Annotated in this window: 11 protein-coding genes and 4 pseudogenes; 8 read left to right on the forward strand and 7 right to left on the reverse strand. The window is 66.4% G+C overall.

Features of this window, described 5'->3' with window-relative positions:
• Positions 1-5 precede the first annotated feature (5 nt).
• The 4 pseudogenes from ACSP97_RS00070 to ACSP97_RS00085 form a co-directional block, all read left to right on the forward strand.
• Positions 6-737: pseudogene (locus tag ACSP97_RS00070) on the forward strand (IS5 family transposase); the annotation flags it as partial.
• A 90-nt stretch (positions 738-827) separates the two neighbouring features.
• Positions 828-1,061 (forward strand): annotated as a pseudogene (locus ACSP97_RS00075) (IS256 family transposase); the annotation flags it as partial.
• Between the two features lie 143 nt (positions 1,062-1,204).
• A pseudogene (locus tag ACSP97_RS00080) lies at positions 1,205-1,324 on the forward strand (cold-shock protein); the annotation flags it as partial.
• Between the two features lie 173 nt (positions 1,325-1,497).
• Positions 1,498-2,549: pseudogene (locus ACSP97_RS00085) on the forward strand (IS630 family transposase); the annotation flags it as partial.
• A 17-nt stretch (positions 2,550-2,566) separates the two neighbouring features.
• On the opposite strand, the gene ACSP97_RS00090 reads toward ACSP97_RS00085, so the two are convergent.
• Positions 2,567-3,247 carry a DUF6928 family protein gene (locus ACSP97_RS00090; RefSeq protein WP_440556000.1) on the reverse strand — a complete coding sequence of 227 codons (681 nt, stop codon included), beginning with the start codon at positions 3,245-3,247 and terminating at the stop codon, positions 2,567-2,569.
• Between the two features lie 554 nt (positions 3,248-3,801).
• Positions 3,802-10,404 carry an RHS repeat-associated core domain-containing protein gene (locus ACSP97_RS00095; RefSeq protein ID WP_440556001.1) on the reverse strand — a complete coding sequence of 2,201 codons (6,603 nt, stop codon included), beginning with the start codon at positions 10,402-10,404 and terminating at the stop codon, positions 3,802-3,804.
• 899 nt (positions 10,405-11,303) lie between these two features.
• On the opposite strand from ACSP97_RS00095, the gene ACSP97_RS00100 reads away from it, so the two are divergent.
• The 4 genes from ACSP97_RS00100 to ACSP97_RS00115 all read left to right on the forward strand — a co-directional run bounded on the left by ACSP97_RS00100 (position 11,304) and on the right by ACSP97_RS00115 (position 18,030).
• A complete protein-coding gene (locus ACSP97_RS00100; RefSeq protein ID WP_440556002.1) occupies positions 11,304-15,326 on the forward strand; it encodes a hypothetical protein in 4,023 nt (1,340 codons plus the stop codon).
• A gap of 330 nt (positions 15,327-15,656) precedes the next feature.
• Positions 15,657-16,493, forward strand: a complete 837-nt coding sequence (locus tag ACSP97_RS00105; RefSeq protein ID WP_355533171.1) for a glycerophosphodiester phosphodiesterase — start codon at positions 15,657-15,659, stop codon at positions 16,491-16,493.
• A 141-nt stretch (positions 16,494-16,634) separates the two neighbouring features.
• Positions 16,635-17,123, forward strand: a complete 489-nt coding sequence (locus ACSP97_RS00110) for a hypothetical protein (protein WP_355331011.1) — start codon at positions 16,635-16,637, stop codon at positions 17,121-17,123.
• Between the two features lie 98 nt (positions 17,124-17,221).
• A protein-coding gene (locus ACSP97_RS00115) for an IS5 family transposase (protein ID WP_440558528.1) occupies positions 17,222-18,030 on the forward strand; the annotation gives its coding sequence in 2 pieces (ribosomal slippage) (positions 17,222-17,561 and positions 17,561-18,030; 810 coding nt in all).
• A 21-nt stretch (positions 18,031-18,051) separates the two neighbouring features.
• Here ACSP97_RS00115 and ACSP97_RS00120 read toward each other — a convergent pair.
• From ACSP97_RS00120 to ACSP97_RS00140, 5 genes are all read right to left on the reverse strand, one after another.
• A protein-coding gene (locus tag ACSP97_RS00120) for an IS5 family transposase (RefSeq protein WP_355533165.1) occupies positions 18,052-18,869 on the reverse strand; the annotation gives its coding sequence in 2 pieces (ribosomal slippage) (positions 18,052-18,527 and positions 18,527-18,869; 819 coding nt in all).
• A 586-nt stretch (positions 18,870-19,455) separates the two neighbouring features.
• The gene (locus tag ACSP97_RS00125; RefSeq protein ID WP_355155110.1) at positions 19,456-19,578 is read right to left on the reverse strand and encodes a hypothetical protein; all 123 of its coding nucleotides are present in this window, start codon (positions 19,576-19,578) and stop codon (positions 19,456-19,458) included.
• Between the two features lie 197 nt (positions 19,579-19,775).
• Entirely contained in the window at positions 19,776-20,780 is a 1,005-nt protein-coding gene (locus ACSP97_RS00130) for an aldo/keto reductase family protein (protein WP_440558529.1), read from the reverse strand.
• 68 nt (positions 20,781-20,848) lie between these two features.
• Positions 20,849-21,736, reverse strand: coding sequence for a helix-turn-helix domain-containing protein (locus ACSP97_RS00135; RefSeq protein WP_440556003.1), 888 nt, complete (start codon positions 21,734-21,736; stop codon positions 20,849-20,851).
• A 44-nt stretch (positions 21,737-21,780) separates the two neighbouring features.
• Complete coding sequence (locus ACSP97_RS00140; protein WP_440556004.1) at positions 21,781-22,764, reverse strand: oxidoreductase; 984 nt, start codon at positions 22,762-22,764, stop codon at positions 21,781-21,783.
• Between the last annotated feature and the right edge of the window lie 19 nt (positions 22,765-22,783).

Below are 22,783 nucleotides of genomic sequence, written 5' to 3' on the forward strand. Positions count from 1 at the left end.
CCCCGCGCGACATCATGGACGCGATCTTGTACGTGGACCGCACCGGGGTCCAGTGGCGCTACCTGCCACACGACTTCCCGCACTGGAACACGGTCTACGCTACTTCGCCAAGTGGCAGCAGGACGGCGTGTTCGCCCGGCTCAACGGCCTGCTGCGGCAACTGCTACGGGAGAAGGAAGGACGCGACGCCGAGCCGTCGGCCTGTGTGATCGACGCCCAGAGCGTCAAGACCTCCACCAGCGTTCCCGCCACCGACCAGGGCATCGGCGCCGGGAAGAAGATCGTCGGCAGCAAACGGAACATCGTCACCGACACCCTCGGACTGCTGCTTGCCGTGCTGGTCACCGCGGCAAGCGTGCAGGACTCCGCCGCCGGCGCCCGGCTCCTGGACCAGGTCGCCGCCGACCATCCCGGCATCCGCAGGTGTGGGTCGACGGTGGCTACCCCCAGCACCTCGTCGAACATGCCGCCGCTCTCGGCATCGACATGGAATCACCGCTCGCAAGCCCGGGACCAGAGGTTTCACTCCCATCCCGAAGCGCTGGGCGATCGAACGGACCTACGGCTGGCTCATGCTCCACCGCCGCCTCGCCCGCGACTACGAAACCCTGCCCACCCGATCCGAAGCCATGATCCACCTCGCCATGACCGACCTCATGGCTCGCCGCCTCACCAGCGAGAGCACCATCTCCTGGCGCGACCCGACATCACAGACCAAATATCCGTTGCCGGGATAAAACATGGGGCGAAAACGACCTCTGAGCTCACCCCCGAAAAGGTGGAATGTAAATCGTTCGGTGTAACTCCCGATCATGGAGGATGCATCGATGACCAGTGAGAACGTGGCCGAACAGGACGCTGTCGAGTCGGCAGCGGCTGTGTCGGCGAAGGCCGTGGGCAACCAGCTGATCGACGAGCTGGTGAGCCGGGCCCAGGCCGAGGGCCTGCAGTTGACCGGCGAGGGCGGGCTGTTGCAGCAGCCGACCAAGCGGCTGCTGGAGTCCGCCCTGGACAGCGAGATCACCGACCACCTCGGCTATGACGAGCACGATCCGGCGGGGGTGGGCCTTGGGCTGCCTGGTCGTGTCGTCGGCCGTATGAGTGTCCCGTTGCAGGGTAGTACGGCTGTTGGTTCGTGGTTGCGCAAGCCGGAGCTTGCCCGGGTGAACGGCTGTTCCCGGGCGTGAATGAGGCATCAACAGGTATGGCCAGCGGCACCGTGAAGTGGTTCAACGCAGAGAAGGGCTTCGGCTTCACCCAGCAGGACGGCGGGGGCCCGGACGTCTTCGCGCAGAGCGAGGCAGTTGTCCGGTCCGGTAGCCGCCTCGCTCATGGGGCTTCTTGCGATCCAAGAGGGAGCGATTCACCGCTATGGCAAGACGAAAGGCGTCACGCAGAGATGAGAACTCATCGTGCCGTCCGACTTCTGAGCTTGATTGGGTGATGTCGGTTCGTTTGCCTGACAGCCGGCACTCGGTACCGGTAGCCCTGGGGGGCGTGAGGTATGCGCAAGGTGGAGGGCTGACCGACGCCGAGAGGGCTGGGCGGGAGCGGTTACGGCTCCAGGCCCTGGAGCGCTTCGAGGCGGGGCAGAAGAGCTCGGAGATCGCGACCGCGCTGCGCGTGAGCGAGCGGTCGGTCGAGCGGTGGCGCCGGGCATGGCGCGAGTGCGGCGAAGCCGGGTTGCTGTCGAAGGGGTCACCGGGAAGACCTCGGCTCAGTGAAGCCCAGATCGCTAGACTGGAGAGGGAGTTGGAGCGTGGTCCGCTGGCGCACCGGTGGGCGGACCAGCGGTGGACGCTGGCACGGATCAAGACTCTGATTGGCCGGCTGTTCCATGTCTCCTACACGGTCGAGGGCACCTGGCGGCTGCTGAAGCGGCACGGTTGGAGCTGGCAGCAGCCGGCCCGGCGGGCGATCGAGCGCGATGACGCGGCTGTGGAGGTGTGGAAGAAGGAGACCTGGCCGCGGGTAAGACCATCGCGGCGGAGCGCGGGGCTTGGCTGGTCTTTGAAGACGAGGCCGGGCAGTCGCTGACTCCGCCGCGAGCGAGGACTTGGGGGCGTCGGGGCTGCACGCCGGTCGTGAAGGTGCGCGGCCGGGGGTCCGGGCGGGTGTCGATGGTCGGGTTGACCTGCTACAAGCCGGGCCAGCGGTCGCGGCTGTTCTACGCGGTCCGGGAGTACACCGGGCGCAAAGACCAGCCGAAGGGCTTCGGCTGGCGCGACTTCCGGGACTTGATCATCCGGGCCCGCATCCAGCTCGGTGGGCCAATTGTGCTGGTCTGGGACAACGTCCGGCTGCACCTGACGAGACCCCTACGCGAGTTCATCGAAGCAAACTCCGAGTGGCTCACGGTGTTCCAGTTGCCGACCTATGCCCCTGATCTCAATCCCACCGAAGGGATCTGGTCACTGGTCAAGCGCGACATCGGCAACCTCGCCGCGGCCAACCTCGCGGAGATCACTCGGGCGGTGAAGCGCCGACTGAAGACGCTCCAGTACCAGCCGACGGTGGTTGACGGCTGTCTGGGCGCCACTGGGCTGAGCTTCCAGGACTGCCTTGCTCAGTCCGCGGCCTCGTCCTGCGACATCGCCGTCACGCGGAAGCCATGCAGCCCAACGCTCCAGATGTCCACCACCGGCTCGGGGGCGTCCTCCTCGTCCGAGAAGCCTTCGACGTAGAAGCCGAAGAACTCCAGCAGCGATCGCTCGCCCAGCTCCAGCGGATGGAACGGCAGCGGGTATGGCTCCTCGTCCTCGAAGGGCGGAAAGGGCTCCACCGGGTGCCGGCCCTCCCAGTACGGAAGCTCGAACGGGAGCCGTTCGCCGATGTCCTCGATGACGCCGCTGTCCGGGGACAGGCTCAGTGAGCGTACGAGTTTGCCGTCGTCCCAGACTGCGAAGGCCAGCCAGTCGACGACACTGTGCATAGTGTGCAGATAGAGGCGACGGCCCCGGCTGGCCGCGACCAGGTGCTGCGGAAGTTCCGAGGGCCGGTCGAGCATGACCTCCTGGTCGCAGACCAGGTCAAGGCCCGACGCCGACAGCGCGCAGACGGTCCCCTCGGGCGGGTAGAGCGCGTCCGCCAGTTCCCAAGCCTCTTCGTCGTCCGCGTCTACGCGGTAACCGGGGCGAACCCGAGCAACCAGTGCCATAGCCCCGTCGATCTCACTCGTTGATACGTCTTGGAGCAGTTTGGCAATCGCATCGTCTGCATAGGCCAGCACTGCGGTCTTCGCTCCCATGCTCCTCGTCCTCGGTCTGTGTGAAGTCCTGCCGGGAGGCTACCGATCACCTCCGACAGACGACGAGCAGTCCACCCGATGCCCCGGCCGACATCACGAGTTCAAGTTCAATTGCCAGAAAAATCCCCTCCGTCAGAGGTTGTGGATCACCACGACTCATCACCTGTCAGAACGATGATTACCTCATCAGGCTCATCGGTTCCGTCTCCGTAGACATCGACCCGATTATCTACATTCGGAACGGGAATCAGCAGTCTCACCGATTCATTCGGATCCGAAATTTCGAGGGATGCCTTGGGGAGAGTCAGATTCCCTGAGTACACAAGGACCTTTCCGCTCGGCTGGTAAGGACCCTGCACACATTGGACTGACACCGGACCACTGGCGGCTTGCTGCACCGCGATGAACAAGGAGTCCGGACCACCGTGCACTACATCAGCAGCCGCGTCCCAGCCCGCATGGTTGTCGACACTCCCAGGCGCGGCAGCAACAACCAGACCGTGGGCGAACCTTGTCGTGCACGAGGCGAGGAGCATCATTAAATCCACCTACATTCATGGTTTCTGCATCGGGAAGTCATAGTACTCCTTCAGCAGCGTGCGCACGATCCCGCCCTGCTGTTTGGAACATGCCTTGCAGTGCGGATACAGAGTCCACGGACCGTTGGGCGCGAGTTTATTCGGCGGATTGTGGTCACCAGTCCAGTGACCGTCTTTGTACCCCGATTTGGCCGCCCCGCATGAAGCGCAGCCATTTCGGTCACCGAACTCGTTCATCATCCGCTGCTCGTGGGCCAGGACAGTGTCACCGCGTTCAGCGGTTACTCCTTCTGCTTTCTGACCCTTTATTGCCGGCCCAAGAGTCACATTGCAGAGCGAATCTTCGTTGACGTTGTGCACGAGTACTGGCGTCTCACCTGCCAGCACGTAGTACGTGTGGAGGTTCCCGACGGTGAGGTCGTAAGTCGTCTTTTGCTGGTGGAAGTTTCGGACGGCTGCGACGGTGACCGTGGTGCCGTTGGGCTGGCGGAGTTTGGTGCCGGGGGTGAGGTTGTGGGCGTCGGTCCAGCGGTGGTGAGTGGTGTCCCAGAAGGGGTGGTTCCAGGTGGTGGTGAGGGTCTGGGGCTTGCTGGTGTGCGGTGGGCCACGGACGGGGGTGGTGTCCAGGGTGATGGTGGTGAAGTCCCGGTCCGTGCGGGTGATGATGAGCTTTTGGACCTTTTCCGGTGCGGTGAGGCCGGTCTGCGGGTCCGTGGCAAGGACGGTGTCGCCGGTCTTGACCTGGCTGATCGGTTTGGATGAGCCGTCGGCCAGGCGGACTGGCGTGCTGGGGACGAAGCTGTGTGTGCAGCTGGCTGCTTCCGTGCCGGCGGTTTCGGCTTCTCGCGCTTCGGCAAGGGCGCGTTCGGCTTCTAGCGCGCCGTTGGCGAGTTTCGAGGCTTCTTCGGCGTCTTTGACGGCGGTGTAGGCGCGGTCGAGGGCGCGCCAGACTTTGAGGGCTTCGATGCCGACTTTGATGGCTTTGAAGACTTTGCCCCAGGGGACGGCGTTGAGGGCGGTGCTGACGCAGCCCATGACGTCGCCCTTGGTGAAGCAGTTGTAGGCGTCGGTGAGGCCGATGACGTCGGCGACGAGGTTGAGCAGGTGGTGTTTGAGGCCGGAGGCCTGCTTCTTCGCGGCGGCGGCGGATGCGTCCGCGGTGGCCTTGGAGCGTGCCAGGGCTCGGGATTCTGCCTGGGGGTCGTAGGTTTTCTTGCTGATGTTGCCGCCGCCTACCCCTCCGCTGCCACTGCCGCCTGTGCCTTCGCCGAGGCGGTGGCCGTCTGTGCACAGCCCCTTGTGGCAGTAGGCGTGGTTGGAGCCGCCGGGGTCAACGGGGCCGGTGGTGACGTAGCGCTTGGGGTTGTTGGGGCTGCCGCCGGTGCCGCCGATGGGGTATCCGACACCGCACTGGTCGGCCATGCAGAGGCCGGAGGGGTCGGAGCTGGTGACCGGGGTGTCGTCGGAGTAGTCGTAGGCGTTCCAGGACTGTGGGTCGCCGGGGTCCAGCAGGGGGTCGGGGGCGAGGAAGCGGCCGATGGTGGGGTCGTATTCGCGGGCGCCGAGGTTGGTCAGGCCTGTGTTGTCGTCTTGGGTGCCGCCGACGTAGCCGCGCTGTCCTGCGGTCCAGGTTCCTGTCTGGTCGCGTGCCTCGCCGAAGGGTTTGTACTGGCGGCGGGTGACGGCCTGGGTCTGGGCGTCGATGGCCAGGGTTCCGGTGCCTTGGCGGTCGGGGATCAGGTAGGTGAAGTGGCCGTCGGAGGAGTGGGTGGCCACTGTTTGACCGGCGATGGAGATGTAGCGCAGGCCGTCGGCGCTGGTGGCGCCCGTCTTGAGGGTGATTTCCTCGTCACCGGTGTAGAGGGTGGTGGTGTCGGGGCTGCGGCGGATCAGGAGGTTGCCGTCGGCGTCGTATACGTACTTGGTGTCGCCGGTGGTACCCGTGGACGACAGATCGGTGAGCTTGCCTTCGTCGTCGTAGGTGAAGGTGTCGGTGCCGGCGCGGGTGGTGCGGGTGAGGACGTTGCCGTCCTCGTCGTAGGTGTAGGTGTTGGTGGTGTCGGCGGTCGGGTCTGCCGGGTTCGCTTTGTCCACCTGGGAGACGGCGTGGGCCGGGCCCTTGCCGGTGGTGAAGGGGGTGTAGGTGGCGGTGGTGTCGTGGGACGTGTCGCCGGAGGGGTCGTGGTCGACCTGGGTCTGGCGGGCTCCGGTTCCGTCGTAGGTCCAGCTCTGCCAGTACGGGGAGGGGCCGCCCACGGTTGCGGAGGCGCCTGGCTCGGGGGTCGTCTGGCAGTTGTCGGTGGCCGTCCAGGCAGCCTTCAGACGCTGTGCCCAGTCGTAGCCGAAGCACTGGGTGTCTGTCTGACCGGTCTCGAGCTTGTCGGTGATCTTTGTGACGTTGCCGGAGGGCTTGTAGTCGTAATTCGTTTGGTCGGCCATCGCGTGGCCGGATTGGGTGGCGGTGGTGGATTGCTTGAGCAGGTGGGTCTGGTCGTCGTAGATGAGGGTCTGCTGGGCGAAGTTTCCTGAGGTGCCGTAGGTGAACTGCTGGGGTTCGTCGTATTCGGTGTAGGTCAGTCCGCTGACGTATGACCAGCCGTTGGTGTCGCCGCCGACGCCTATGGGGCGGTCGTAGGCGTCGTAGGTGTAGGAGACGGTCTCCTCTGGCAGCGTGACGGTGGTGGGGTCCTGGTCGGTGTAGCTGCTGAGGGTGCCGGTGAGCCGGTAATGGTTCTGGTGGATGTAATTGCCGGCCAGTGCGTTCTCGGAGGAGGGGATGACGAGTTCGGTGGCCTGTGCCCAGCCGTGGCTGTCGTAGCCGAGGACCTTGCTTGTGTAGGCGTCGCCGCTGGCGCCGCCGACGTAGCGGGTGGAGGAGGTGGGCTTGCCCTTCTTCAGGGTGTCGTAGGCCCACGCGGCTATCTGGTTGCTCGGTGCGGGGTCGGCTCCGCCGGTGGTGTCATACTCGGCGGTTTTGCGGCCGATTTCGTCGTACTTGTAGGTGATGGTCTTGCCGCGGTTGTCGGTGCTGGTCAGCAGTTGGCCGGCGTTGTCGTAGGTGGAGTTGGAGGCGCCGGTGTCGGGGTCGGTCTGCGAGGTGCGGCGTCCGAGGAGATCGTAGCTGCTGGACCAGACGTGGCCGTGGCCGTCGTCCTGACCGGTCTGATGGCCTGCCGTGTCGTAGGTGTAGGTGACGGAGTCCGCCGCGCCGGTGGGGGTGGTGCCGTGGTAGCGGAGCAGTTTGACTGTCTGGCCGCGGGCGTCGGTGTAGGTGGTGGTGGGTGTGGTGCCGTCGGGTGGGGTGACGTCCACTCGGTCGGAGCCGGGGTAGGCGGTGGTGGTACGCCAGGTCTCCGAGGCGAAGTGGTAGGCGATCGAGGCGGTTGCACGTCCGGCGCCGTCGTAGACGGTGGCGGTCTGGGAGGGTGTCTCGTTGTCGGCCGCGTCTACGAGCGTGCCCGAGGGGGCTCCACTGTTGTAGTAGGCGTCCGAGGCGCTTACAGCCCAGCCGTGACTGTCGTAGACGGTGTCGGTGATGACGCGGCCGCCGTCCTTCGTCGAGGTCTGGGTTTCCCTCGGGCGCAGCATCGCGTCGTACAGCGAGATGGAGGTGCTGTAGGTGTTGTTGTCGAGCAGCGTCTGGGTGGTGACCGTCGACGGTGTCTTCCGGCTGAGGTTGTAGGTGTACTTGGTGTTGGGGTTGTCGTTGGTGGAGAAGCCGGGGTTCCAGACGGCGGTGAGACGGCCCAGCGGGTCGTAGGTGCTGGTGGTGGAGTATCCGGCCGCGTCGGTGGTCGTCAGGTCCAGGGCCCGTGCCGGGTCGAGGGTGGTCGTCGTGGTGAAGGCGGTGCTCTGGCCGGTGACCTTGGGCTGGGTGACCTTGATGGTGGTCGGGGCGGCGCCGGCGGCGGGGGTGTAGACGGTGGTGGTGGTGCGGTTGTCGGCGTCGGTCTCGGTGAGTTCGCGGCCGTAGGAGTCGTAGGTGTTCTTCAGCGCGGTGATGTAGTGCGCGGTGCCGTCGCTTGCGACCGAGTCGGCCTTCTGCACCATCGTCACGTCACCCTTGGTGGGCGGCGTGGTGTTGTCGGTGGCGTTGTCGAAGAAGGACAGGTCGTCGCTGATCAGGTCGTCCGGGTACTTCGGGGTGGCCGTGCAGGAGACGGCGACTTCCTGGACTCGGCGCGGCGCGGGGAGTGTGTTGCCCGAGGCGTCTTTGGCGTACCAGGTGCGGGTGCACTTGTCGTCGTCGGTGGTGGAGGTGTCGCCGCGGTCGTCGACGGATTTGGGCAGGCCGGTTGTGTCGTCGATGGTGTAGTCGGTTTCGGTGGTGCGCTGGGTGCCGTCTGCCTTGGTGGTGATGGCGCGGCTGCGCTGGATGTTGATGCGGTGGGCGACCAGGTCGTCGAGGCCCGCCTTGGTGCGGGACTGGGTTGCGGTGGCCGGTGAGCTCCAGGGGTCGCTGATCTCGTCGGAGAGGAGTGCTCCGCCGTCCCCGTTGAAGCCTTCGGTCTCGAATGGTTGGCCGGCCAGCCAGTCGGAGTCCTTCTGGGGGTCGTCGCCAGCGTGGTCGTTGAGGGTGATGCTGCGGGTGCCGGAGGAGGTCTTGTCACCGTCCATGCCGCGGAAGTACGTCTGCTTCGACAGTGTGATCTTCTCCGGCGAGGTGCCGGTTCGGGTCTCGACGGTGCCGTAGCCGCGCCACTGGTCCCAGGTGCGGTACTTCGGCTGGGTGAGCGGGTCGTCATTGAAGTGCCAGGCCGGGTCGCCGATGTAGGCGTAAGAGGTCTGGACGGGCAGGCCGCCGGCGGTCGGGTCCTCGGTGGTGACGGATTTGACGACGTATTTGTTGAACCAGTCCAGTTGGGGAGATGTCTGGCCTGGTGGAGTCCAGTACGACGGTTGGCAGCGGTAGGTGTTGTTGTCCTCGCTGGATGGCAGCACGACGGTGCCCTGCCGGTGGCACTGGGGGCTGTCGTAGTTGGCCGTGATCACTTCACCGGACTCGGTGGTGATGGTGGTCAGCCGGTAGCGGGTGATCGGCTGGTAGCCGTCGAGGCCGTCGACCCGGTTTGCGAGGGCCTGGCCGGCGAAGGTGACGGGGGGCAGGTCCAGGCTGCCGCCGTCCTCTCCGGTACGGAGGATGGACGACAGCCACAGCGAGGGGGTGGTGGTGTCCCCGGTGGAGGGGAAGGTGTGGGCCAGAGTCCAGGTATCGACATGCTGGTAGCCGGTGCCGACCAGGACCTGGGTGCGGATTCCGGTCAGGCGCTTGGTGGTGAAGAAGGCCGGGCCGTGGTTGTTGCAGGTGCCCGTTGAAGCACAGGTCTGGTCGACGGGGACATCGGGCCAGTGGGAGGCATTGGCCGTTGTCATCTTCGTCGAGGCGCAGTCGAAGCCCGTATCGGGCAGGCAGCGTTCGCTGGTGTCGAAGAAGACCTTTGCGGCGGCGGGGGCAGTGGTGTCGTAGACCTTCCCAGCCAGCTGCCCGTACTGGATCTGGGTGAGGTAGCCGCCTCTGGTGTACGGGGTGGCGGTGGTGGAGCTGTCGCGGCCGTAGTAGCCGGTCTCGGGGGTGTACCAGTAGCTCATGGCGTTGCCGTGGGAGTCGACGACGTAGTCGAGGTTCCATCGGTAGCCCTGCTGGCACCAGGAGTCGGCGAAGGTGGAGGCGTGGCACGGCTCGCCCGTGTCGTTGCCGTAGACGGGCGTGGTGAACACCGAGTTGGTGGTGGTGTTGCCCGATGCCCATCCGGGCAGGCGGTTCAGGCCGAAGTAGTAGTGGGTGCCGTCGGCGGTGGTGACGACGAAGTACTCGTGGTCGTTGTCGTCGTTGACCGTGTCGGTCTTGATTTCGATCTTTTCGCCGTTGTCGTCCTGCGCGTGCCAGGTTCCGGTCTTGTCGTCGTGGACGAGGGTGTTGGAGGAGCCGTTGAGCGACAGGGTCAGCGTCTGGGCAGCGTCCGACCAGCATTCGTCGGAGGTCTTCGGGGTGCCGTTGGCCGTGTCGTCGGAACAGGCGGGGTAGCTGCGCTCGACGAAGCCCGGGGAGTAGTCCCAGCCGTCGCCGATCCAGGAGGATTGTGCGTTGGTGGAGGAGGTGCGCCCGTCCACGCTCTGCGAGTTGTAGTCCAGGGCGACGGTGGGGGTAAGGCTGCCGGGTACGTCGGGGACCGTGATCGGGTAGGAGTATGTGAACGCGCCGCTGGAGCCGCCGGCGGACCATTGAGCGGACGCGGCCAGCGAGGTTGCCGCGTAGGTGCCGCCTCCGCCGGCCGTGCCGGCCACCGCTGCGAGAACCGTGGGCTGGCCGGTCAGGGCCTGGTGGTCAGTGGTGCTGGCCGGCAGCGGGAGGTCTGCGGAGACGGTCTGGGTTTTCGCGTTGTTGGTGGAGCTCAGCGGGGTCTGCGTGCGGCAGGCAGCCTTGCCGGGGGTGGTCAGTGCGCAGGCCGGCAGCCGCACCAGGTGCAGACGGCCGGCCCAGTCGCCGCCGAAGGCGTCCTTGAACGCCGAGTAGTCCAGGCTGAGGCGGGCACGGTCACCGGGGTTTTGAGTGTCCGGTTGGACGGTGAACACAACGCCGTTCAGTCCGAGTTGCTGGGCGGCTTTCTGGCCCGGCATGCGCATGTGCAGTTTCGTGCCCGCGGGTGCGCGGTGCCCGCTCTTGGCGGCTGACAGGGAGAGGGGCAGGCGGCCAGCGTGTTGCGCGGCAGCGCCGCGGGCGGGGACGGTCACATCGACGGCACCTGCCGAAGGCCAGGTTGTGTGCGCCTTGCCGGGGCTCCAGCGGGCCATGCGCGGCACTGACGCGGGCTTGCCCTTGACTGGCTGGACTGGGACCGAGTGCTCCTTCTTCACTTTCACGAGGTAATCGGGGCGGTGTCCGCTGGCAAGGGCGGCCTGGGGCGCCAGGAGGCCCGCCATAACTGCGAGTGCGGTGATGGCGGCGATCCACAGGCCGGCAAGTCCGCGGGTCCTCAGGAATCTTCCATAAATCCGCCACAGCGAATTCTGACGCACTCCGCCCCCCCAATTCGGCTTGACTACCGAGGGGATATTTGACCAGCACGATGCCGGTATTCACAGACCCTTCACGGTATGGATCACGTATAGAGATCACCATGTACAAGCCTTAGAACGTTCAAAAAAAGCCATATTCGGCTTGAACTGATCCATGAAACTCTCCAATACTCAAAGAAAAAACCTCAAGGAGGTTGATCATGCACAAACCGCACATGCCGCGCATTCGAGATGCAGGACGACGCAGATCGATTTTTGGTCACTGGTTGTCCATGTGACGCAATCACGGGTAGCCTCCTCGCGCCTATCGGCGCTTTTCTCATCGGATGCAACCTGGGGGGAAGATGTCCGGCCTTTTCCGTTCGCGTCGCGTGAAGAGATCATTCAGAACGAAACCTAGAGTTCCCGGCAGGCTCCTGGTCACAGCCACTGTCACCGCCCTGTCACTGCCTTTGGCCGCCGCCGTCCCGGCTGCGGCAGACAGCGGTGGCGGATCACCTGTGTCCGCACCGGCGCCGGCCCTGTCCGAGTCCCATCCGGACGGCCCCCTGGGCACCACGCGTGCCCCGGACGATTCAGGACTGACCAAGGATCAGCAGGCCGCGCTGGCAGCGGCCCAGAGCGAAGCGGCCGACACCCGCAACCCGGTGCAAATATCGGCCCTGACCACACAGACCGCCACAGTCCAGGCCAACCCCTCAGGGACGATCACCTGGACTACGAGCCTGCTGCCCGAACGTGTCCGCCAGGACGGCTCATGGGTACCCGTGGACGCCACCTTGCAGCAGAGCGACGACGGCAGCTACACCCCCCGGGCGTCGGCCGAGCCGCTGACGTTCTCCGGCGGCGGCAGCACACCCCTGGTGACCATGACAAGCGGAAAGGCCCAACTGGACTTCTCCTGGCCCCAGCCGCTGCCCACACCGACCGTGTCCGGGGCCACGATCACCTACCCAGACGTACTCAAAGACGTCGATCTGAAGCTGACAGCCAACACCCTCGGCGGCTTCTCCGAACTCATCGTCGTCAAGACCGCCGAAGCGGCCCAGAACCCCGCCCTGGCCACTCTGAAACTGACCACACGCGCCACCGGCGTGACGGTTTCCGACGACGGCCACGACAACCTGCAGGCCGCAACGCCCGCAGGACAGGTGATGTTCAGCGCTCCCCAGCCGCTGATGTGGGACTCCTCCAGCAGTGGCGCCCCCCAGTCGCTAGCCGCATCCGGCGGCACAACAACGCCCGCGGACCCGGCAGAAGCGGACGACGACTCGTCCGGCCCTGGCATCGGCGCCCAGGTGGCCCGTGTCACCGACGACGTCACAGGCACCACTCTCTCCTTGACGCCGGACCAGAAGCTGCTCACCGCTTCCACCACCCGGTACCCGGTCTACATCGACCCCACCTGGAACCCGCACTACGCATCCGGCAGCAAACAGCACTACGTGGAAACCCAGCAGGGCTGCCCAACAGCAAAGAACTACGACTCCACCCAGTACGGCGACCCCGGTGCCGGCTACAACAGCTGGTCCGGCTGCATAGGAGCCGAACGCTCCTACTTCCAGCTCGGCATCCCCTCCGCCGTCTGGGGCACCCACATCGTGTCCGCCACGGTCGACGCCAAAGAGAACTACTCCGCCAGCTGCAGCCTCTCCTCCGACGTCAAGCTGTACCTCACCGGCGCCATCAGCTCAGGCACCACCTGGAACAACAAGCCCGCCCTGTCGACCTACCTGGCGACCAAGAGCTTCGGCCCCGCCTGCACCAGCGAACCCTCCGGCGGATTCTCCGTCACCTCGACCATCGCCAAGAAAGCCGCCGCAAAAGACTCTAGCTGGACCTTCGCCCTCGTGAACAGCCAAGGAAGCAGCAGCGACGGCAACTACTTCAAGCGGTTCGCCAACAACCCGTCAATGTCGATCGAGTACAACCACGTCCCAGCCAAGCCCAGCAGCCTGGCCGCCAAGTTCGGCACGCACTCGGTCGGCTGCGGCACCGCCACCCCCTACCCGGTCATCGGGAAGACACTGGTCACCACGCCACCCACACTCAACGCCGTAGTCAGTGACGGCGACAAGGACGCACTGGCCGCGACCTACAAGTACTGGGTCAACGGCGGCACCGCCACCACAAGCACCAGCGCCACCGTCACCAGCGGACAGAATGCTCCCAAGCAGTTGTCCTCCTCGTTCATGAGCAGCCTGAAGAGCGGCGACACCGTGGGCTGGAACGTCACATCAAGCGACGGCAAGGACACCAGCGCCGCGTCCTCCACCTGCCACTTCACCGTCGACCTCACCGCGCCCGCCGAACCAACCGTCACGGACGCGGACGGCACCTACCCCGAGGACTCCCCCGGCATCACTCCTGCAGGCACCCTCGGCCACTTCACGCTCAGCACCAACAGCGCCACCAAGTTCCTCTACCGCCTCGACGTCAGCCCGCCCACCTCCAACACTCCCAGCGCCGAGGTCATCCCCGCCTCCAGTAACAAAGCAACGATCGCTGTCACCCCCACCGCCCCGGGGACCCACACCCTCTACGTCTACGCAGTCGACTCGGCCGGCAACGTCTCCACCCAGCAGCAGTACCAGTTCACCGCCCTCGGCCACACCGGCAAGACCTACGCCAGCCTGAAGGACGCATTCAACAACACTGCCGTTACCGACAACGCCAGCCAGGCCGCCGCCGACGCCGATGGTGTCGGCGCGACCATGTCACTGCAGGACCTCAAGGCCGCCGGCTGGCAACCCGGCGGCAAGATCACCGTAGACGGCGCCACCTTCACCCTGCCGAACTTCGCCTCCGCCTCCGGCGACAACGTCATGGCCGCCAACCAGACCATCCAGATGAGCGGCAGCGGACGCGCCCTGGTCTTCCTCGGCTTCTCCACCTACGGCTTCATCAGCTCACAACACGCCGAGGACGACTACTCCAGCCCCGCCATCCCCGACGGCACCTCGGTCAGCGGCACCGAATGCACCCTCGGCAACGGGCAGTACGAAGACTGCCGGGCCGGCGGCCCCTACGGCTCCCTCACCTACGCCGACGGCAGCACCTCCGCCTACCACCTGACCGTCCCCGACTGGGTCTACGGCTCCAACGACCTGGCCGTCGTCACCCTCCCCCACCGAAACCACACCAACGGCACCCAGGAAACCCGCTCCACGAACATCTACGCCTTCGCCATCCCGCTCAAGACCGGCGCAACACTCAGCTCAGTCACCCTGCCCGACCTGAGCGACGCCGCCCGGCAATACGTCCCCGGCCTGCACCTGTTCGGCATGGCCCTCCGTGACACCACCACCGCGCCCGGCAACACGAAATGGACCGGCGCCTGGAACTCCCCCAACGAAGGCGCATTCAACTACGAGGGCACCGACTACAAGAACCAGACCTTCCGGATCGCCGCCAACCCGAGCGTTGCCGGCTCCAGCGCCCGTATCCGACTGTCCAACGCCCTCGGCCGCACCCCGCTGACCATCGACCACACCACCATCGCCACCCAATCCTCCGAAGCCGCCCCCACTACAACGCCCAGCGACCTCACTTTCAACGGCGGCAGCAAGACGGTCACCATCCCAGTCGGCGGCGAGGTCTACAGCGACCCGACCGCCTACACCGCCACACCCGGCAAAAACATCATGATCAGTCTTTACCTGGCCAATGACGTGCCCTATCTGGTCCAGCACAGCTGGGCCGGCGCAGCCACGCAGTACGTCAGCGCCGTCGGCTCCGGCGACCACACCACCGACACCACCACCACCGCCTTCACCGGCACCGGCACCTTCTGGGGCTGGTTCACCAACATCGTCACCGGCATCGACGTAACCACCACCGGCAACCAGCCAACCGTCGCCGTCCTCGGCGACCACCTCACCGACCCCTTCGCCGACGAAACCAAAGCAGCCCTCACCACGCCCCGTCTCTCCGACGACCTCGCCACCGCACTGCGGACCAACGACCAGCAGGTACCGGACTACGGCGTCGTCGCATCCGGCATCGAGAACAACCGCCTCACCGCCGCACAAGCGCAAGGCGGACCAGCCCTCCTCACCCGGCTGGACCGAGACGTCCTCGCAGAACCGGGCATCACCACCGCCATCGTCGACGAGGGTCTCAAAGACATCACCGCCGGCACCGACGACACCGACCTCGAACAGACCTACGGCCAGCTTCTGGCACAACTACGCGGCTGGGGCATCAAGATCGTCTTCACCACCCTCACCCCCTGCCAGGGCTACACCTCCTGCACCACCGGTGCCGACGCCAACCGGACCGACACCAACACCTGGATCACCGACCAGGTCGACTTCACCACACCCACCGTCACCTGCCTGGACGCCGAGGCAGCCGTCGCCGTCCCCGACACCACAAGCCAGGCAGACCCCACACCCCTGATCCTCAACGCCGACACTGCCCCCAACGACTTCGACGCCGGCGATCACATCAACCTCACGACCGACGGCTACAAAGCCATTACCGACACCATCGACCTGACCACACTCGGGCCAGACAACTAAGCCGCATCACGACAAATAGCGCTCCCGTGCCTATGCGACGCGGGAGCGCTCGGCGTCCGCAATTACCACTGCACAGATCACGGGGTCATGCCCGGAGCGGCCGGGCTGACCGCCATTGTCCTCGTTCCGGCTTCCGTGCAGCCTGGTGCGTCTTCGTCGGCCGGAACTGCTCCTCGACAGCAGCGGGCCTCAACCGGGCGCACTCGATCACCACGGGACGGGGCTGGTCCAGGCGCAGCAACCGAGGAAACTCCGTAGGCAAGCAGTGTTCATTGTGAACACCTGATGTCTATTGTGGACGCTCCGTCATAACCCAAGGGAGGACGAAGAATGTCTGCCAGACACCGCGCCCGCAGACGTCCGCATGGCGCCCGCGCGTTGGCCGTGGCCGGGATGCTGGCTGTGATCGGCGGCGGCACCGTCTGGCACCTGTCCGCCCGTTCGTCCGACGCCAAGCCGTCTCTGACAGGCCTGCCCAAGGTAGTGCTGGACGCGCACCGGGGAGGCACCGGGGACGTGCGAGAGGCGTCCATATCCGGCAGCCTCACCCTGGTCAAGACCGGCAAGATCGACGTCCTCGACGTGGACACCCAGGAGTTGGCCGACGGGACCCCAGTCATCATGCACGACCGGACCGTCGAGCGGACCACGAACGGCACCGGTCTCGTCTCCTCCTACACCCTCGCCCGGTGGAAGAGGCTGCGCATCGACGTCGGCACCGGCCCGAAGAACGAGCATCCGCCCACCGCCGAGGAGTACTTGGACGCGCTCGGCGGGAAGGCCGTCCTCACGGTCGAAGCGAAGAACGCGGACTCGGTACCCCGCCTCGCCAAGATGATCAAAGACCGGCACCTGCAGAAATCCGTGCTGATCAACACCAACCAGCCCGCCGTCGCGAAGAAGATCCACCGGCTCGGCATCCTCACCCATCTATGGCGCAACCACGTCCAGTTCGCCCACGAAGACCCGAAAAAGTTCGCCCCGTACGTCGATGTCCTCGACCTCGCCTACGACGCCGGAGACGACCGGATCCAAGCAGCCACACAGGCCGGCATCCCACGGGTATGGACCCACACCGTGAACACCGCCCAACTCCGCGACCACATGCTGACACTCGGCGCCGGCGGAATCATCACCGACTACCCACTGACCCTGGACTCACACTGACAACGCCTAACTGATCGTTTCAGAATGACCCGGGCCGATAGCAGCAAGCCTGTTGGCACTTGTACAGCTGAGTTGGCACCTTGGCCCATGGCCTTGTGCGTGCGGCTTGGTCCGGACCGGTCGGAACGTAGGAGTGGATGGATGGGCGTGGATGCGGAGCGGGAGTGCTGGGAGCTGCGGTCGGGAGCCGGTGTGGGTCCGTTGCAGTTCGGGATGTCTCCAGCCGAGGTCGCCCAGGCGCTTTTGGTCCCTGGACCGCAGGAATGGGCTGGCGGTCCGTATGCGCAGGAGGACTTCCCGGGTGGGGTGAAAGCGTTCTACGACGCGGGCAAGCTCGCCTGTGTTGCGCTGGATGCGGTCACCGGTCCGCAGGTCTTCCTGTCTGGCTTCCCGCTGGCGGGAAGCGATCCGGAGCAGGGCCAGCAGTTCCTGCTGGATCACGCTGCGGAGCATGGGAACTGTCTGCTCTACACGCCTGATGACTCGCTTTCCCTAACTGATATCGGGGTTCTTCTGCGCGCGCAGCAGGTCGGGGCAGCGCGCCTGACCCGTCCGCTGTTCGTAAAGGAAGAGTGGTTGGAGTCGGAGTACTTCCGAGACCACCTTCCGCTGGAGGGCGCCTCAGGCTGAGCGCTCGATCTGGCGAACTGACGCCAGACTCTGCATGCAAGTCGCGATGAGATGCCGCGGGTCTTGTGCTCGACGATCTCGGTCGGCAAGGTGTCCGGGTGCGTGCTGATCTTGTTCCGGACGACCTGTGGGATCGGGTGGCCCCGTTGCTGCCACCCCCTCCCGAACGACGCCACCGGCATCCCGGGCGGTTGCGTGTTCCTGGCCGAACAGCACTCGTCGGCGTCCTGTTCGTGCTGCGGACCGGTGTGGCCTGGCGGGATGTCCCGGCGGAGACTGTGGGCTGTTCCGGCGTGACGGCCTGGCGCCGGCTGCGGGACTGGACCGAAGCCGGCGTCTGGCCACGCCTGCATGCCGCCCTGCTGACCGAACTGCGATGCGCCGACCTGCCAGGCCTGGACGACTGCTCCGTGGATGGATCACACGTCCGGGCCCTCAAAGGGGGGACCGCGTCGGCCCCTCACCCGTCGACCGCGCCCGCCCCGGCTCCAAGCATCACCTGATCGTCGACCGCCACGGAACCCCACTCGCCGTGACGCTCACTGGCGGCAACCGACACGACGTCACCCAGCTCCTGCCCCTGCTCGACGCGGTCCCGCCGATTCGGGGAGTTCGGGGACGCCCTCGCCGTAAACCCCGGTGCCTGTACGCCGACCGGGGCTACGACTTCGACAAGTACCGCCGCCTGCTGTGGAAACGTGGCATCAAACCCATGATCGCCCGACGGGGCATCGCCCACGGCTCCGGACTTGGCAAGGTCCGCTGGGTGGTCGAGCGCGCGTTCGCCTGGCTGCACCAGTTCAAACGGCTCCGCACCCGCTACGAACGCCGCGCCGACCTCCCCCAGGGGTTACTCGACCTGGCCTGCAGCCTCATATGCCTCCGCCGCCTTCGGACCTCATTCTGAAACGATCAGTAAGACCGCGTCCTACGTGGTGAGGCGGACCAGTCGCTTGTAGCAGCACAGGGCTGTGGCGAGTCCGAGAAACGCCAGGTAATTGCGGGGGTTGCGCTCGTAGCGGGGGCTGAGCCGGCGGTAGCCGGACAGCCACGACATGGTCCGTTCGATGACCCATCGGCGCCGCCCCAACCGTTCGCTGGACTCGATGCCTTTGCGTGCGATGCGTACCCCGATGCGTTTCCATCCCAGCCATCTGCGCAGGTCGGCACGGTCGTAGGCTTTGTCCGCGTGGAGACGCTGCGGCTTGAAGTAGCGGCCGTTGTGAGGGTCGTGTCTCGTTTGGTGACCCCCGACCATCGGCTTCAGTCCTTCGCTGTCGTGGGTGTTGCCGGCGGAGACGCCGACGAGGAGGGGCAGGCCGTTCGCGTCCGACAGAATGTGCATCTTGGAACCCGGCTTGCCCCGGTCCACGGGACTCGGGCCTGTGAGTTCGCCCCCCTTTTAGCCCTGACGTGGGCGGTGTCCAGGACGACGCGTGTGACGTCGATGAGGTTGGCGTCGTCAAGCCGGTGCAGCACGGCTTCGTGCAACCGCCCCCAGACGCCGGCTCTCGACCAGATCAGAAACCAGCGGTGGGCGGTCGACTTCGAGATGCCGAAACAAGGCGGCAGTTGGCGCCAGGCACAGCCGCTGACCAGCACGTAGATGATGGCAGCGAACAGCATCTCATCAGGAGTGTCCTGCGTTCCGCCGCCCTGCGGCCGCACCTTCGACGGCGGGATCAGCGGCTTCGCGATCTCCCACAGCCCGTCCGGAACAATCCAACTCCACGTACCCCACCCCATGCCGAGACCAACGACCGCCCACCACATAGGACACGGTCTTAACTTCGCGGCATTGGTCGATCATCCGCCGGTGACCGTAACCCTCCGGACACCCGCCGCAACCCGAAATGCCAGCCCGGAACCGGCAGCAGATCCTTCACCACGGCCACCCGGCATCGCTCATGTCCGAGCCGAACCGGGGCCGGCACTGCGGCCGGTCGACCGCGTTCCCGGACCTGTAGGCGAGGCAGTCACACCCACGAGCGGACGAACTGGACTCGGCGACCACGACCACACCACACCAATCGGCGGGGCTGGGGACTTCGTCAGCACATGCGCCGGAGCCGAGCGTCCGCCGCGGGGCCGAAGGCGCCACCGCGTGAACGCCGAGGACGCCACAAGCCCGCAGCCCCTCCACGTCCGGCAGACGGACTCCGGGGAGGGCGTCGACCAGGCCGGCCCGGACGGCGCGAATGCTGTGCGGGGCCTGAGGGCCGGCGCCAAGCGCGCGGCGGGCAGTCACGCGGTCATCGTACGGGGACTCCCGCACCATCAAGCCCCCTTCGCTCTGAGATCGCGTGCATGGCCCGTGATCTGGTTGCGGCCGTCAGCCGGCCTCGCCGCCATAGGCGTAGGGGTATGCGGCGGTGTAGTCCTCCACGGGCTTGGCCATGTCCGCGGCGTACTCGGCCCGTGCCTGCCGGTCCTCTTCGCTGATGTCCGGATGCACAGGAGGCGTCTGGGGGCGGGCCAGAGCTGGACCAGCCTTTCCCCGTGATCGCCGGTGCCCGGCGCGGGGTCGTCGACGTGGCAGTACAGGCGCATGCGGACCCATCCGCCGCTGCCGGCCACCGCCGGTGCCTCAAGAGGCGGCTGGTCTTCGGGCGGCGAGGGACCCGAGCGTACGGAGATAAGAAAGCTTCGGGTTCACGCTCCTGACGTCCGGTGCATCACGCCCTCCGTCGCCAGTACTGCCAGGGTCTGCCCGGTCGTCGGCACGTCGCCGAGTGCCTGGTCGACGGCGGCAAGAACGTCGGCGCCGAGTTCCACGCCCGCTGCCGCCGCGTTGGCGTGGACCTGCTCAGGCCGGGAGGCCCCGGTGATCGCCGCGGCCACCTCGGAGCGGCGCAGCACCCACGCCAGCGCCAGCGTGGGCAGGGAAACTCCGGCCTGCTTGGCCACGGGCACCAGTCGTTGCACTGCGTCAAGGGCCTCGTCCCGGAACACGATGTCCATCGAGACGTTCATCGCGTCGCTGGCGAACCGTGAGTCCGGCGGCAGTGGCCGGCCGGAACGGTACTTACCGGTGAGGACGCCTTGGGCCAGTGGTGACCAGACGATCTGGGATATGCCGTTCGCCGCGCACAGGGGGAACACCTCGGCTTCGGGAGCCTGCCACAGCATCGAGTACTGCGGCTGGGAGGAGACGAACAGTTCCGGTCCTGCGATGTCGATCGCTGCCTGGATCTGCTCAGGAGTCCACTCGCTGAACCCGAGGTAGCGGGCCTTGCCGTCGGACACCACCTTCTGCAGGGCCTCGACGGTCTCTTCGATCGGCACGCCGGTGTCGAAGCGGTGCGCCTGGTACAAGTCGACGTAGTCGGTGCGCAGCCGGCGCAGCGACGCGTCGATCTGCTTGCCGATCTGCTCGGCGGACAGCCCTTGGTCGGTGTCGGACATGCGTCCCCACACCTTGGTGGCGAGCACGTACGACTCTCGGGGGTGCGCGGACAAGATCTCGCCCCATGCACGTTCGGCGGCGCCGCGGCCGTAGACGTTGGCGGTGTCGAAGAAGTTGATGCCCGCATCGAACGCGGCCTCCGTGCAGGCCCGGGTCACGTCGGCGGCCACTCCTCCGGCATAGGTGAGCCAGGAGCCGAGGGCGATCTCGGAGACCTCCAGGTCGGACGAGCCGAGCTTGCGGTAGCGCATCGCTGTCTCCTTGTTGTAGAAGCGGGGTATGGCCACACTCGCCATCGTCCGGTCCCGCGGTCCGGGAGCTACTCGGTCGGGTTGGCCAGGGCGTGGCCGGGCCTGGCCGGACGCGGGCCATCCGCGGCCACGGGCAAGGCGGTGGCGAGCAGGCGCAGGGATTGTTCATGGGTCGAGTCGGCTTCTGCCGTGAAGATCATCAAGGTCTGCCCGGGGGCGCCGGTGTCGGCCAGCGATTCGTAACGCAAAGTGATCGATCCCACGACCGGGTTGTGGAAACGCTTGGCGCCGCTGGTCCTTTCCCTCACGTCGTGCCTGGCCCACATGGCACGGAACTGGGCGCTTTTGAGTGCGAGCTCCCCGACGAGCTGTGTGAGGCGGGGGTCGTCCATGTCCGTCCCGGCCGAGGCGCGGACGCCGGCGACGGCCCCTAGGGCCACTTCTTCCCAATCGGGGTAGATGTCGTGCGCCGCAAGATCCAGGAACACCTCACGCAGCAGGTTCCGGCCGGGGGTGAACTGCGCGTTGAGGGCGACGGCAAGATCGTTGGCCGCCAGGACATCACGGTGCCGGCCGATGATCACCGCCGGCTGCTCGCTCCACCCCTTGATGAGCTCCACCAGGCTTGCGCGTGCCGTCTCCGGCTTGCGGGCCCGGGTACGGGCAGGGGCGCTGTACGCCGGCTGGGCCAGCCGGTACAGGTGTGCCGTTGCTTCGGCGTTCAGGCCGAGCACACCGGCCAGAGCGTCGAGCACGGCGGGGGAGGGATTGCGCGCGGTGCCCTGTTCGAGTCGGGCATAGTAGTGGCTGCTCACCCCCGCCAGGAGGGCCAGTTCCTCGCGGCGCAGCCCCGGCTGGCGACGACGGCCGTGGTCGGGCAGGTTCAGTGCGCTGGGGTCCAGCAGATGCCGCCGGGCCCGCAGGAATTCTCCCAGCGGAGTTGCACTGTCGGGCATGAGAACGATCCTCGGTTTTCATCCGTGCCTGGCGGCGGTAGACATCAGCGGGTGACGGCGTCCACTTCGGTCAGCTGAGCCGAGATCGTCCACAACCTCGCCGCGTGCTCAAGGTCGACGGCCCAGGGATGGACCCCGTACTTCATCGCGTCGGGAGCAGCCGGATCGACGAGCGGCGCGATCTCGCAATCTTCGAGGTACACCCCGCCCATTCCCTCGAGCATGGCGGAACCGACGGCCCACGCCGCCGTCGCGGCACCGGCCTGGGGAGACTTCCAGACGATGAGGTCGTTGCCGTCTTCGTCGATCCAGCCGAGCTGGACCTGGTCCGCACGGGCCACGTAGCGCTGCAGATTGGTTCGGACACCTCCGGGGTTGAGCGAGAACGCCCGTACCCCCGAGGCCCGGCCCAGCCGGTCCAGGTGCAGCGCGAACAAGGCATTAGCGGTCTTCGACTGCCCGTACGCCTTCCATTTGTCGTAGCCGCCGGTGAAATCGAGGTCGTCCCACCGGATGTCGGAGAACTTGTGGCCGCGGGACGAATAGACGGCCACGCGGGCGCCCGCATCGGCGACCAGCGCGGGCCACAGCCGATTGGTGAGCGCGAAATGCCCCAGGTGATTCGTCGCGAACTGCAGCTCCCAACCCGGCCCCACCCGGGTCTCGGGAGCGGCCATGGTGCCGGCGCAGTTGATCAGGATGTCGATGCCGCGTCCGGTGGCCAGGAAGGAGTCGGCGAACCGTGCCACCGACTGCAGGTCGGCGAGGTCGAGGGAGGCGACCTCCACGCGGTCGATGTCGGAAAGGGCCTGGGCCGCCTGCTGGGGCCGGCGCGCGGGCACCACCACGGTGGCACCCGCGGCGCTCAGAGCGCGGACGTTCTCGATGCCGACCCCGGAGTAGCCGCCGGTGACGACGGCGAGCTTGCCGCTGAGGTCGACGCCTTCCAGCACGTCGCTGGCGGTGCTGGCCGCTGTGAACCCGCTGCCGATGGGCCTCTGCTCGGTCAATGCGCTGTTCGTAACCATGTCCGAAACGCTAGTGCGT

Origin of the sequence: Streptomyces sp. SCPE 10 (assembly GCF_051980735.1) — a bacterium.
GTDB lineage: Bacteria > Actinomycetota > Actinomycetes > Streptomycetales > Streptomycetaceae > Streptomyces > Streptomyces misionensis.

Bases quoted from the DNA above. Each gene is read 5' to 3' on its own strand.
- ACSP97_RS00090 (WP_440556000.1), bottom strand. From the start codon at position 3,247: ATGGGAGCGAAGACCGCAGTGCTGGCCTATGCAGACGATGCGATTGCC.
- ACSP97_RS00095 (WP_440556001.1), bottom strand. From the start codon at position 10,404: ATGCCGGGCCAGAAAGCCGCCCAGCAACTCGGACTGAACGGCGTTGTG.
- ACSP97_RS00105 (WP_355533171.1), top strand. From the start codon at position 15,657: ATGTCTGCCAGACACCGCGCCCGCAGACGTCCGCATGGCGCCCGCGCG.
- ACSP97_RS00110 (WP_355331011.1), top strand. From the start codon at position 16,635: ATGGGCGTGGATGCGGAGCGGGAGTGCTGGGAGCTGCGGTCGGGAGCC.
- ACSP97_RS00130 (WP_440558529.1), bottom strand. From the start codon at position 20,780: ATGCGCTACCGCAAGCTCGGCTCGTCCGACCTGGAGGTCTCCGAGATC.
- ACSP97_RS00135 (WP_440556003.1), bottom strand. From the start codon at position 21,736: ATGCCCGACAGTGCAACTCCGCTGGGAGAATTCCTGCGGGCCCGGCGG.
- ACSP97_RS00140 (WP_440556004.1), bottom strand. From the start codon at position 22,764: ATGGTTACGAACAGCGCATTGACCGAGCAGAGGCCCATCGGCAGCGGG.